This is a genomic window from Rhodococcus wratislaviensis (genome assembly GCF_041228765.1).
Classification (GTDB): Bacteria; Actinomycetota; Actinomycetes; order Mycobacteriales; family Mycobacteriaceae; genus Rhodococcus_F; species Rhodococcus_F wratislaviensis.
Genome location: NZ_CP150488.1, coordinates 5,359,019 through 5,372,163 on the forward strand (window position 1 = coordinate 5,359,019; position 13,145 = coordinate 5,372,163).

At 64.6% G+C, this 13,145-nt stretch carries 11 protein-coding genes; 4 read left to right on the plus strand and 7 right to left on the minus strand.

All coding sequences use genetic code 11. The annotated features are described in order from the left end of the window. Positions 1-24 precede the first annotated feature (24 nt). Positions 25-420 (plus strand): helix-turn-helix domain-containing protein, encoded by a 396-nt coding sequence (locus WKC72_RS24685; protein ID WP_322789953.1) that lies wholly within the window; start codon positions 25-27, stop codon positions 418-420. On the opposite strand, the gene WKC72_RS24690 is transcribed toward WKC72_RS24685, so the two are convergent. The 3 genes from WKC72_RS24690 to WKC72_RS24700 all read right to left on the minus strand — a co-directional run bounded on the left by WKC72_RS24690 (position 349) and on the right by WKC72_RS24700 (position 6,066). Further along, on the minus strand, positions 349-3,864 hold the full coding sequence (locus WKC72_RS24690) for a protein kinase (RefSeq protein ID WP_370179873.1): 3,516 nt from the start codon (positions 3,862-3,864) through the stop codon (positions 349-351). The two genes, WKC72_RS24685 and WKC72_RS24690, sit on opposite strands and share 72 nt — an antisense overlap. Positions 3,865-4,507: 643 nt before the next feature. Continuing rightward, on the minus strand, positions 4,508-5,689 hold the full coding sequence (locus WKC72_RS24695) for a YbfB/YjiJ family MFS transporter (protein WP_112302366.1): 1,182 nt from the start codon (positions 5,687-5,689) through the stop codon (positions 4,508-4,510). Positions 5,690-5,745: 56 nt separating this feature from the next. Then, positions 5,746-6,066 carry a muconolactone Delta-isomerase family protein gene (locus WKC72_RS24700; RefSeq protein WP_235214430.1) on the minus strand — a complete coding sequence of 107 codons (321 nt, stop codon included), beginning with the start codon at positions 6,064-6,066 and terminating at the stop codon, positions 5,746-5,748. Positions 6,067-6,160: 94 nt separating this feature from the next. On the opposite strand from WKC72_RS24700, the gene WKC72_RS24705 reads away from it, so the two are divergent. The 3 genes from WKC72_RS24705 to WKC72_RS24715 all read left to right on the plus strand — a co-directional run bounded on the left by WKC72_RS24705 (position 6,161) and on the right by WKC72_RS24715 (position 8,356). Then, positions 6,161-7,072: a LysR family transcriptional regulator gene (locus tag WKC72_RS24705; RefSeq protein WP_037237667.1), complete on the plus strand. Its 912-nt coding sequence runs from the start codon at positions 6,161-6,163 to the stop codon at positions 7,070-7,072. A 179-nt stretch (positions 7,073-7,251) separates the two neighbouring features. After that, entirely contained in the window at positions 7,252-7,965 is a 714-nt protein-coding gene (locus WKC72_RS24710) for an SDR family NAD(P)-dependent oxidoreductase (RefSeq protein ID WP_037237670.1), read from the plus strand. Between the two features lie 19 nt (positions 7,966-7,984). Beyond that, positions 7,985-8,356 (plus strand): hypothetical protein, encoded by a 372-nt coding sequence (locus WKC72_RS24715; RefSeq protein ID WP_037237673.1) that lies wholly within the window; start codon positions 7,985-7,987, stop codon positions 8,354-8,356. 60 nt (positions 8,357-8,416) lie between these two features. On the opposite strand, the gene WKC72_RS24720 is transcribed toward WKC72_RS24715, so the two are convergent. The 4 genes from WKC72_RS24720 to WKC72_RS24735 all read right to left on the minus strand — a co-directional run bounded on the left by WKC72_RS24720 (position 8,417) and on the right by WKC72_RS24735 (position 13,142). Further along, on the minus strand, positions 8,417-9,841 hold the full coding sequence (locus WKC72_RS24720) for an FAD-dependent oxidoreductase (protein WP_370179877.1): 1,425 nt from the start codon (positions 9,839-9,841) through the stop codon (positions 8,417-8,419). Next, positions 9,838-10,866: a glutathione synthase gene (gshB, locus tag WKC72_RS24725; protein ID WP_370179879.1), complete on the minus strand. Its 1,029-nt coding sequence runs from the start codon at positions 10,864-10,866 to the stop codon at positions 9,838-9,840. The genes WKC72_RS24720 and gshB overlap by 4 nt, the downstream gene beginning before the upstream one ends. Before the next feature lie 144 nt (positions 10,867-11,010). Next, positions 11,011-12,444, minus strand: coding sequence for a non-phosphorylative glyceraldehyde 3-phosphate dehydrogenase TadD (tadD, locus tag WKC72_RS24730; RefSeq protein WP_037237678.1), 1,434 nt, complete (start codon positions 12,442-12,444; stop codon positions 11,011-11,013). Continuing rightward, on the minus strand, positions 12,441-13,142 hold the full coding sequence (locus tag WKC72_RS24735; RefSeq protein WP_037237680.1) for a glutathione S-transferase family protein: 702 nt from the start codon (positions 13,140-13,142) through the stop codon (positions 12,441-12,443). The genes tadD and WKC72_RS24735 overlap by 4 nt, the downstream gene beginning before the upstream one ends. Between the last annotated feature and the right edge of the window lie 3 nt (positions 13,143-13,145).

A 13,145-nucleotide genomic window follows, 5' to 3' on the forward strand; every position in this document is an offset into this window, starting at 1 on the left:
TGAGGGCGGACAACCGTGTATAACGTGGAAGGGGGAAGGGTCCATGAGGACCGGGCCGATGCCCTGTTCCACGCACTGTCCGACCGAACGAGGCGCGACATCATGCGTCGCGTGCTGGCCGGCGAGCATTCCGTCTCGGCACTGGCAGCGAAGTACGACCTGAGTTTCGCTGCGGTACAGAAGCACGTCGCCGTCCTCCAGAAGTCCGGCCTACTCGTCAAACGACGCAGCGCCCTGCTCGACACCATTCAGGAAGTCGGAGCCGACCACCTGCTGTTCTCCGCCGAATACCCGTTCGAAGACATGCGACAGGCCGCCACCTGGTTCGACCGGCCATTGGTCCAGGCACTACCCGCCCGCCGACACCTCCGCGGCCAATACCGACGACAAGAACTCCTCCGAGATCGCCGGCCCACGTGACGGCCGGGGCCGTTGCGTCTGAATGGCCCGCAACCGCGCAACAAGGTGCATCATGGGCGGCCCCTCGTCACACAGAAGCCTGATCACGCCCAGACGCGCGCACTGTGCGGCAAGCGGGATCAGAGCATCCAGGGCCTCCTGCTCATCACCGGCGACGAGAACCGACACGACGTGCAACAGTCGCGCTCGCAGCAGCGCACGGGGACGTGCCTGGGTCGCTATACGCTCTACCAGGGCAGCTGCCCTCTCACGGGCATCGAGCGCGCTCGGCAGCGACTTCTCTGCCATCAGCCGCCGGATCGCCGAATCCTCCTCGAGTTCTGCTGTCACCTCGACGATCCCGTCCACCAGATCCGGCACAGGTGCGGGAGTGTCCGGGTCGCCCTCGGTCAGGTGCTGCGCAGGATCGGCTGCCGACAGCCCCAACCTCGTCCGCTCGTTGCCGATACGGGCGGCCAGCCTCGGCAGCACCAACTCGGCGGCGATCTGTGCACCGTCGTCCAGCCGCTGGGCAGCCGCTGTGATATCTCCCCGGATGGCCTTGATCCGGGATCCGGTGCCGAACGTGACGAGCATGAAATCGACGACACCGCCCTCCGAGCCGAGTTGATAGCTCTCGTCCAGCAGCCGTTCGGCCTCGTCCAACTCGCCACGCTCGTACAGCAGATCCCCCAGCATTGCGCTTGCGAGCCTCGTGGAATACGAGTGGAGACCTCCCGCCTCACGCGCGAGACCATAGGCCAACCGAAAATACCGCTCGGCCTCCTCCACGCGCAGCATCTCGTTTGCCGCGATCCCGGAAAAGCAGTGCCCGTATACCCCAGTGAACGGCCCCGTCGTGCGCGCGTGGAAGGGCGCCCCCCATTCCTGCCACCGCTGTGCGGCGTCGAAGTCGAAGCGGTGAATCGCCTCGTAGGACGCGACGTTGGATGCAGCGGCGAGGACGAACGGGCGCAGGGTCTTCTGCCGGTCCAGGCAGTCCGACACCAACTCGGTCAGCCCGTCGATGCGGTCCCCGAAGAGGTCCGCGACTCCCCTCACCAGCGCGGCGTCGACACGCAGGTCGGCCGTAGTGGTGTCGGCGGCGGGTAGGTCGGCGATACAGGCATCGAGAGAACGAAGTGATTCCTCCACGATGGTGTGGTCATGGTGGAGCAGTACGTGCGCCCAGGCGAGGGCGAGCTGCAGGTGGGGGCGATCCGCCGCCAGTGCCCGGGGAACCTTGTCGATCAGACCCAGCACCGACGCGAGCTGCGAGTGCTCGATCAGCGCCAGCCCTCGTGCGTCGACGAGGTCCGCCGCGAGTTCCCGGTCCCCGGCGGCCAGTGCCTGACCGACAGCCTCGCTCAGCAGATCGTGCGCGGCGAACCACTGCGACGCCGTGCGATGCAGTTCGGCGATGCGCGCGGGATGATCGCGCTGCATACGACGACGCAAGAAATCGGCGAACAAGTGGTGATACCGAAACCACTCTCGTTCGTCGTCGAGTGCACGGAGGAACAGATCGCGTTCCTCGATGTGTTCGAGTAGCGCTTGGCCGTCGTCGACGCGCGCGAGCACGGCCGCGAGATCACCGCAGAGCCGTTCGGTGACCGACGTCGCCAGCATGAATTCGAGGAGGTCGGGCTCGAGGGCGCTGAGAACGTTCTCGGCGAGGTACTCACCGATGCCTCGGTGTCGGCCCGACAGGTGGCTGATGAATTCAGCTGGATCGTCACGCCCGCGCAAAGACAGCGACGCCAACTGCAAGGCCGCGACCCACCCCTCGGTGGAGTCCCTCAGGTCGGAGATCTCGCCCTGTTCAAGGGTCAGTCCACACATATCGACGAGGAACTCCCGGGATTCGTCCAGGTCGAACCGGAGGGCAGCGGCGTCGAGCTCGACCAGTTCGTCACGGACCCGCATTCGGCTGAGTGGCAATCCCGACTGACTGCGGCTGGTGACCAGCACCTGCAAATGGTGGCACCCATGATCGAGAAGGAATCCCATCGCGGCGATGGTCGCGGCATCGGTCGCTCGGTGCCAGTCGTCGATGACGACGGTCAGCAGCTCGCCGCGTTCGTGGATCTCGTTGATGAGGGTCGTGAGCACGTACCGGTCGGCCTGGTTGCCGCGTTCTTCGAGAATCTGGCCGAGCTCCGCGGCAAGATCCGGTCGGACGGTGCGGATCGACTCCGTCAGGTGTGAGAGAAACCAGACGACGTTGTTGTCGTCCGAGTCGATGCTCAGCCACGCGACCGCAACACCGGAACTGATCAGGGTGTCGCGCCACTGCGCGGCCAGTGTGCTCTTTCCGAACCCTGCAGGGGCGTGGATCAAGATCAATCGCCGGCGACTGGCGTCGCGTAACTGTCCGGCGAGTCTACTGCGTGGTACAAGTGCCCGCGTCGGTGTCGGCGGCCGATACTTCGTCGACGCGCTCGGCGGTTGCAACGACGACCCGACGGCCTCAGGCAGCGAAGCGACGTGTGTCTCGGTTGGCACATAGCTGACTGTGCCGGTGGCACGTTCTTGAACCGAACGAACAGGTGGCCGCTCTGCTCGAGTTGATATCGCCATCTCGTCGACAACCAGATCGTGCCTGCGTTCGACCTCGCGGAATAGATTTCCGAACTCCGCTGCGGTGCATGGACGAGCGCCTGGATCCCGAGCCATCGCGGTCTCGATCGCCGCGCGAACGTCGGCTGGGATGCCGGCGGACGGCAAACGCGGTGCTTGTTCGGCGGTAATTCGCAGGAATTGGGCGACGATCTGTTCACCGGACCGGCGCTCGAAGGCCGCATGCCCGGTGATGAGAGAGAACAGGGTTGCGCCGAGCCCATAGATATCGGATGCGACGCTGGGAGACTCGCCGGAAAGCACTTCCGGGGCCGTGTATGCCGGTGAACCGGTAAGCGCGCCGGAGTCCGTCTCGAAGCCGCCTTCGATACGGGCAATACCAAAGTCGGAGAGCTGCGGCTCCCCGTAATCGGTCAGCAAGATGTTGCCCGGCTTGACATCGCGATGGAGGATCCCCGCGCGATGTACGGTCTCGAGCGCTCCTGCAAGCTTCACTGCGATTCGGATCGCAGACTCCCACCCCGTCGGTCCGTGGCCCCGGATGGCAGCCTCCAGTGAGTCACACTGGTGGTACTGCATGACGATGAAGGGAAGGCCACTTCGAGTCTCCCCTATCCGCAGCACATTGACGATGTTCGGGTGCCCCGAGAGCTGCCCCATCGCGCGCTGCTCACGCAGAAACCGCGCTCGATTCTCCTCGTCGAGCCCCGAACCCAGCACCTTGACGGCGACGACCCGGTCGAGCGATGGCTCTTGGCACCGGAATACCACCCCGAACCCGCCGCGGCCGACCACCTCCACTTCCCCGAAGCCCTCGGCTTCGAGTTCAGCCTTGAGCGTGGGGTACGCACCGCGGATGGGAGCGGAACCATCCGGGTCCATCATCGATCGCTCAGCCCTGGGCCTGGGAGGCGGAGGCCGCGCCCTTGGTCCATCCTGCATCACCGATTTCCCAGACGTCTACCGGACGAGTGCCCGTCGGCAGGCGGCTGCATACGTTCGTTGCCCCACAGCTTACTCGGTCGGGATCCGCGGGTAATCGGTCGCGGCGCATGGTTCCGCTGTTCCACGGGAGCAAGTCTGTTCAGCTGATGAGCGGCTCCGGGAAGCGCTGGCCGGCCTTCGAATGGCAATGGATCGGAGGCGTGCATCCGATCCGATGCTGCACGTCACCGCTTCCACTCTCCCCGAGTTGCGGAAGATCGCGAGGTCTTTTCTAGGGTGGTGCCGCGTACACGTCAGCCCGCCCGGGTGCGAGGAGGCACATCGGTGAGAAGCTCTTTCAAAGCTGCTTGGGGACTGAGGCGTACGACTGATCTCGTCATCGACCTCCTGACGCGCGAGCCACGGGGAAACCTCGACACTGACCGGAATCGGTCTCGACCAGCTCACCCCGCATCCTGCTCGACGGTAGCCCGGACAAGCCGTGATCGGGCAGAAACTTCATTGCAGCAACAGTTTCCGGGTCACGCACCCTGATGCGAGTCGTCGTGTCGTCGACCACGATCGAGATCTTTTGCGGGCGTTCTCATGCGATCGTCTCCGCTATTGCGGAAGGAACGCTGCGGGCACCCTGCGGGGTCTCCGCGTGTTGGTTGTTCGAGTGCGATGGTTCGTGCACCACACCGACATGATCGGGGAACCGAAAGCGCAGCGCTGCCGCGGAGAGGGCCGCGGCGAGGACCACAGCGGCACCGGCCAGCAGGGCCTGGTGGTAGCCGTCGTGCAGCAACGGAGTGACGGCGAGGGGGCCGAGAATCTGACCGACACTGTATCCGGTGGTCAGCAGCGCCACTGCACGCGGGAATTGCAGATGCGCTCCGATACCCAGTGCCAACGACCCGACGCCGAGGAAGGTGGCACCGAACAGGAAGGCGGAGATCAGGGCGGGGCCGACACCGGCGACGACGGCGGGCAGCGCGATGCCGACGGCCTGGATGAGCAGGGCAACCAGCAGGAGGATCGGCCGCGACCACCGACGGCTCAGCCACGCCCACACTGCACAACTCGGCAACGCTGCCAGCCCCACGACAATCCAGGCACCGCTGCCGACCCGCCCGCCCGCGGTGTGATCGATCGCGGCGACGAGGAACGTGCCCGCGATGATGTAGCCGGTGCCTTCCAGGAAGTAGCTGACGAACACGGCCGTGAACCAGCGGTCGGTCCGTGGGCGGCCGGGCGCTCCCGGTCCGGCGGCAGTGGCGGTCGGCGACGGCTCCGGCGTCAGTGCCCATGCTGCGGCGGCACAGACCAGCGCCAGAGCGGCAGCCGCCCACCAGGCTGAGCGCCAGGTGCCGATCGAACCCAGAATGAACACGAGGACGCCGGACAGGGCGATGCCCGCTCCGACTCCGCCGAACGCCCAGCCGGCCAGGTGCTGGGCGTGCGACCGCAGGTGGGAGAGCATGGCGCTGACGGCGATCATGAAGATGAGTGCGCTCGCGATGCCGGCGACGAGTCTGAGGACGAACCAGGCCGACCCATCGTGTGTGGCGGGCATGAGCGCCAAGGTCGCGACGAGAACCACCAGGGAGGTACGCATGACCGTTGCCGAGCGCACCGCCGCAGGAATGAGGATGCCGACCAGTGCCCCCACCAGGTATCCGATGTAGTTCGCCGTGGCCAGCGCGGCCCCGTGCGAGGAGGACAGACCCGCCTGGGAGTGCATCAGCGGCAGGATCGGGGTGTAGACGAATCGCCCGACGCCCATGCTCGCCGCCAACGCCGCAGCCGCCCGGCCGACGTGCGCCCGCGGAGAAAACGCTCTCACCACTGGCCCGGATCGTTCGGGTGTGGCCGCAGCGCGGTGACGGTGATACTCATCCACGGCCGCAGAGGCAGCGTGTCGAGCACGTTCGTGTGGAGGTCCGCTTCGTCGTCGGCGCGCCACACCCCGATACTGCGCAGCTCACCGACCGGGCGCCACAACCGGGCCAGATGCCCTGCGGACGAAAGTTCCCTGGCGCGTATCGCTTCCGCGGCGCGGCGCGCGTCCACTTCGGATGACTCGGTGCCGTCGGGGATCGTCGTGGTGATCTCGACGAGAAACTCCTGCATGCTCGTTCTCGGTTCGGGGGTTGAGGTCATGATTCATCGTGTGCCCTGATCCGGCCGGCCCGCCACGACCGCCTTACTTCTGCCTGATAGGCGCAGCCTCTTACCGCACGTAGCATGAGCAAGCGTGGAACTGCGTCAGCTGAGATACTTCCTCGTCGTCGCCGAGGAACTGCATTTCGGCCGGGCGGCGACGCGGCTGATGATCGCCGGGCCCTCCCTGTCCCAGCAGATCATCGCGCTCGAACGAGACCTCGGCGTGCAGCTGTTCGCCCGCGACCGCCGTTCCGTCGCCCTCACCCCGGCCGGTGCGGCACTGCTTCCGCACGTCCGCGCACTGCTCGAGCGCGCCGACGACCTGCGCGCCCGCGCCGAGCGCCTGTCCGGGGCGGAGCCGGTCCGGATCGGCTACGTCAACTGGCTTCCCGCGGACCTGACCGCGCGCACCTCGGGTGTGGCGCAGTTGCACGTGGACCCGTGGGTTGTGCCTTCGCACGCCCAGGCCGCGCGGGTCGCCGACGGCAGTCTCGACCTGGCCGTGTGCTGGGTGCGGAAGTCGGATCTCGCCCACCACGGCCTGCAGGCCCGGCTGCTCGGCGCGGACCGGCTCTACGCGGTGTCCGCCGGTGCGGACACCGCACCGGTGCGGGCGCGAGACGTCCTGCTGCTCGTCGATGACGACGCGACGTCCTGGTCGTCGTGGAACCTCTTCGCCGAACAACTGGCCCGCGACACCGGGGCGCGAATCTTGCGGATCGACGACGGCGGCATCACCGGTCCCGCATTCTTCGACCACGTCCGCGCCGCGGGCCGCCCCGTGCTCAACTCTCCCAAGGGCCAGACCACGACGCTGCCGCCCGACCTCGCCGCACGACCGGTGATCAACCCGGCGGTGATCTGGACGTGGTCGCTCGTCTGGCGCCGGAACGAAATCCGCCCCGTCGTGCTCGCCGCCACCGACGCCCTCACCCGGGACGTCGGCGATCTCGGCATCCACGACAGCGGAATCTGGCTGCCCGCGGACGACCCCCACCGGTAACAGGGGTGTCGTGGGAGGCTGCGCCTCCCACGAGGGAGTAAACAGGTCGTGGCGCAGCACTCGCCGCGCGCGGATCATCGATTCGTGAGCGAAACACCCGTGGCCCGAGTCGGATACCCGGGATTCGGTCATCGAGCCTTCGTGAAAAACCCTCATTTCGGAAGCGAGTACTTCGGCATATGAACACCACGCAGAAAGTCGTCATCGTCACCGGCGCGTCCCAGGGCATCGGCGCGGCCGTGGTCACCGGCTACCGCAAGCTCGGCTACGCCGTCGTCGCGACCTCCCGCTCCATCGGCGCATCCGATGATCCCGAGGTGCTGACCGTGCCCGGCGACCTGTCCCAGCCGGGAACCGGCGCCCACATCGTGGAGCAGGCGCTGGCGCGGTTCGGCCGGATCGACACCTTGGTCAACAATGCGGGAATCTTCGTGGCCAAGCCGTTCACCGACTACACCGACGAGGACTACGACGCGGTGACCGGGGTGAACCTGCGAGGTTTCTTCGACATCTCCCGCAGCGCGGTCGCCGCGATGCTCGCTCAGGGCAGCGGCGGCCATCTGGTGAACGTCTCCACCACCCTGGTGGACCACGCGAACTCGCAGGTGCCCTCGGCCCTCGCATCGCTGACCAAAGGTGGTCTGAACGCGGTCACCAAGTCGCTGGCGATCGAGTACGCGACCCGCGGAATCCGGGTCAACACCGTCGCCCTCGGTATCATTCGCACCCCGATGCACCCGGTCGACACGCACGAGGCCCTCGCTGCCCTGCACCCGGTCGGCCGGCTGGGCGAGATCGACGAGGTCGTCGACGCGATCCTCTACCTCGAGCACGCCGGGTTCGTCACCGGCGAGATCCTGCACGTCGACGGCGGCCAGAGCGCCGGGCACTGAGAGCACGCGGCGGGCACTCATGAACAGCACGGCTTCACACGACGAGATCCTGCGCGGCGTCCTCGACCGATGGAAAGCCGCGGTCGACGCACACGAGCCCGACCTCGTCGCCGCCGAGTTCACCGCCGACGCGATCTTCCAGGGCCTGCATCCCTACACCGTCGGACGCCAGGGTGTCGCCGACTACTACGCCTCCCAACCACTGGGCATGACCGCCGCGTACCGGATCCTCGAAACCCGTCGACTCGCCGACGATGTCGTGCTCGGCTACCTGAACGTCGATTTCTCCTTCACGGACCGGCCGACGCTGACCGTGTACCTGAGCGTGCTGGTCAGGCAATCGCTCGACGGGGATCGGATCATCCACTACCAGGTGTCCCGACTCGACTGAGGCGGCCCGCGGCGCCCCGATCAGCGACCGAATGAGTAGTCGCTGAAGACATCGGGTGTTTCAGAGTCTGTCGGCCAACCTTCTTGCGGCGAGCTGAACGGCTTCCCACACGGTTGCAAATGGGGGCGCGTAGGACAGATCCATGGAGGCAAGGTCGTCGACAGTCATCTGTCCCCACAGCGCTGCAGCCGCAGTGTCGATACGCTTGGCAGAATTCCGGCCTCCGACGATCTGCACACCGAGAAGTCGCCGACTCCTCCGGTCTGCAATGATCTTGGTGGCGATTGGTGACCGCTCCGGCATGTATCCGCTGGCAGTTCCCCCCACTGTGACAAGCGATTCAGGGGAGAATCCGGCAGCAATCGCCGCGTCGGAGGAGAGCCCGGCCCGTCCCACTTCCACGTGCACACTTGGATTGGTGAATCTGGTTATGGCTGTCGACAATACGCCAGCAAACTGTTGCTTGCCGCCGACGACGTTGTATCCACAGATTCTGCCCTGTTTGTTCGCATGCGTGCCTAGAGGAGCGAACGTACGGGTTCCCGTGATCCTATCGATGACCTCACAGCAATCGCCAGCGGCCCAGACATTTTCAGCCACCGATTGGTTCTCATCCGGAAGGTATCCACCAAAGTCTCCGACCGAGATGCCTGCGGCGGCTCCCAGCTCAGTGGCGGGCCGAACACCGAGCCCGAGGACAACGACGTCTGCGAGGTACGTTTCCCCATTACTCCCCGTCAGGGAGTGGACTCTTCTGTCAACGTTGCCGATGCTCACGACTGTGCACTCCGGGACAACGCGAACGCCACCTTCGACGAGGGCGCTGTGGACGCGTGCGCTCATATCCTCGTCGAGGTTACTCATCACCGAACTGCGGGTGATCAGCGTAGTCTCATACCCTCGATCGACCATAGCCTCCGCCATCTCGACGCCGATGTAGCCGGCACCCACGACCACCGCATGCCGTGTGGTCCTGGTCGATTCGGAGTCCGACGATTCCTCTGGCACCACAAGACCGAGCCATTGACGCGCATCCTCGAGGTTCTTCACGGGGAGAATGCCCGGGGTCAGATCGCCGTTGCCGTCAACCGCCCATGGCGGAATGACGGGGTGCGCTCCGGTTGCGAGCACGAGTTTGTCGAAGTCTACCGCCTCGGATACGCCTGCGCTATTTGCGTATGTGACGGTGCGCTTTTCCGTGTTGATCTCGGTCACCAGCGCATCGAGACGAAGATCTACACCCAGTTCTCGGTGGCGTTCTGGCGTGCGTGCGATCAGTTCGTCTTCGCTGGCTACCGTTCCCGAGATCAGATAGGGCATTCCGCATGCAGAGTAGGAGGTATCACTGGTTCGTTCCAACACGACTACCTCGATCGTCCGACCGTCGGCGCGTGCCGAACGGAGCGCTTGGTGTGCCGCGCTCATACCAGCGGCGTCCGCGCCGACGACGACCACGCGTTCGGTACGATTTGGGGTGATCATCATCGGACCTCCACGTTCGCGCACAGTGCCGTGACCGACGATATGGTGGTCGTTGCGAGGTGCGTCCCGCTGAGTGCGTCGATCTCGCGAATTCCGGTGGGGCTGGTTACATTCACTTCGGTGAGCCACTCTCCGATGATGTCGATTCCGACGAAATGGAGTCCACGCCTGACGAGCTCGGGACCGATGGTTCTGCAGATTCTTCGATCGTTCTCAGTGACTGTGTCGATTTCCACGCTCGCACCCGCTGCCATATTGCAGCGGAATTCGTCTCCCTGTGCAATCCGCCGGACAGCTCCGACTGGGGTTCCTCCGAGAACGATGACACGTCGGTCCCCCGCCGTGACCGCGGGGATGAACTGCTGGACAACGACGTGTTGGGTTCCACGTTCGGTCGCGGTGTCGAGGATCGAGTGCAGATTGGGGTCGCCAGGAGTGAGCAACATGATCCCGCGTCCGGCCATCCCGTCCGTTGGTTTGAGAACGGCCCTACCCCACGACTGGACCGAGTCGATGATCTCGGTGCGATCTGCAGAGATGAGCGTCGGGGGGCCGAGCTCGGGAAAGCGAAGAGCGAAAAGCTTCTCGTTTGCGTCCCGCAGACCGCTGGGTGAGTTCAGCACGAGCGTTTGCGCAGGATCGACCAGGTCGAGAATGTATGTCGCCCGAAGGTAGTCGGCATTCACGGGAGGATCTGTCCTCATGAATACGGCTGCCACGGTGTCGAGATAGATCTGCTCGGGTTCGCTCGCGACGAACCAGTTCTTTCCGATCACCCAGTTGCCGCCGACAAGCACTGCAGGCTGCAGCGTGACGCCGCGGGTCTGCGCCGTTGCCCGCCCTGCAGTCACACCTAGTTCGGCGATGGTGGTCACCAGAACACGATGCCCGAGAGCCTGAGCTGCTTCCATCAACGCCACCGTGGTGTCGTGGGCGGGTGCCAGCTCACTGACCGGATCGGTGATGAATACGAACGTCAACCGTGAACCGACTGTATCCGCTCCTGGTTGGATGAATTGTTGCCTCATGGATCCGTCCTGTTTCTGGGCGCGTCGGCGACCGTGGGGACGATCGGTCGATGCACGGGTGTAGGGAGCTGTCGGCCCCTCCGCTTCGTGGGTCACGCTGGGTGGTTCATCGTTGCGGCGAGCCGACAGCTCTGTACGTTTATGTCAGCGCTTGACCCGGAGCACCCTGAAGTTGGTGTATTCCAGGATCCCGTGGATGGACTGTTCGACACCCAATCCGGACTGCTTGACTCCGCCGAATGGGACATCCGATGTCAGCACTGGATGCTGATTGACCCATGCAGTACCGGCTTCCAGGCGATTTGCTACCTGCACTGCACGTTGTTCGTCCGCAGACCACACCGATGCGCCGAGACCGAGATCCGAGTTGTTGGCGCGCTCGACGGCGTCGTCGATGTCGGTGTAGGTCAGGATCGGCAGAACAGGTCCGAACTGTTCCTCCCTGACGAGCGGAATCGTGTCGTCGACACCGCGGACAAGGGTGACAGGGTGAAAGTACCCTGGACCGTCCGGGACTTCGCCACGGAAGTAGACATCGGCGCCGCGGTGCACCGCATCGTCGACATAGCCTCGGACTTTTTCCAGCTGCGTGCGGTTCTGGATCGGTCCCATGTCGACGCCCTCGTCGAGTCCGTTGCCGACGACGATCGTCTTGGCCACTTCGGCGAGTGCCTCCTCGATCGCGGACGCGAGGTGGGCAGGGACGTAGAGACGTTTGAGACCGGCGCATACGGCACCACAGTTGGACAGTGCCGCCCAATAAAGGTCGTCTGCCATGGCCGCGACATCCACGTCGTCGAGGACGATACCCGCGTCGTTGCCGCCGAGTTCGAGCGTCAGCCTCTTCAACGTCGGACCTGCGCCGGACATGATCGATTTGCCGGCCCGCTCCGAGCCGGTGAAGGTGATCTTGTTGATCCCCGGATGAGCTGTCATTGCGCGCCCCAGGTCGTCTCCACCACTCAGAATCTGGAGAACGCCTGCGGGAAGCGCCTGTTGGAGTAGTTCACCGAGCCGAAGGGTCGCTACAGGGGTCAGTGGGGAAGGCTTGAGGATTATGGTGTTTCCGGTGACAAGTGCCGGCCCGATCTTCCACAACGCCAATAGCAAGGGGTAATTCCATGCGGTGATCGCACCGACCACACCGACTGGCTCGCGGTGAATCTCGATGTACTCGTCATCGTTGTCCCGAAAGATCTCGACCGGGATGTCGGTACTCGCGTACCGACCGAGGCCTCGAAGGCCGGAATCAATCTCGCCGGCAGCTTTGGCCAAGGGCTTTCCCTGTTCCAGCGTCACCAGCATGGCGAGTTCGTCGATGTTCGTGCGAACCAGCTCGACAACGTTCCGAACGATGTCCTGTCGCGCCGCGATGCCCAGACCACGCCAGCTGGGAGCCGCACGCCGAGCGGCATCCACAGCAGCTTCAAGATGCTCGACACCAGCGTCAGGGACTTCTGCGAAGACTTCACCGGTCGCGGGGTTGATCACCCTGTTGACGACCGAGGTTGTCACGATCTGTCCATCGATGGTGAGACCGGGCGCCTTGTCGGCCACCGGGGCTGGGGAGTTGCTCATGCCGGGGATCCTTCGGGTCGGAACAGACGTTGGAACTGCTCTGCGTTGTAGATGTTCTTTCGCGCCGCTTCTTCACGTGAGTCGGAAATCTTGACCTTCGCGGCCGGACGCGCCGCGATCCGATCCGACCACGTCTTCAGATTCGGATAGTCCGAGACCGTAATACCGTGCCCACCGGCGACTCTGGTCCAGGTGTACGTTGAAATGTCGGCTATCGAATACTCGCCGGCAAGATAGTCCCGATCACGGAGCCGGTTGTCGAGAACTTTGTACAGGCGGGTGACCTCACCGACATATCGACTGCGCGCGTACGGATTGTCGATCCCGTGCTTGGGTGCGTGGGAGACGAAGTGGGCGGCCTGCCCGGCCATCGGACCGTGGTTCGCCACCTGCCAGAACAGCCAGCAGAGCGCCTCCTGGCGGCCGCGGGGATCTGCAGGCAGCAGCCTTCCGGTCTTTTCGGCAAGATACTGCAGAATCGACCCTGTCTCGAAGATCGCGATGGGCTCACCACCGGGACCATCGTGATCTACAACCGCAGGGACCTTGCCGTTCGGGTTGATCTCGAGATACTCGGGGGCGAACTGATCCCCTTCCTTGATGTCGGTCCAGACGATCCGGTATTCGAGCGAAAGCTCTTCGAGCGCGATGAGCACTTTTCGCACGTTGGGGCTTGTGTAGTAGTAGAGATCAATCATCGA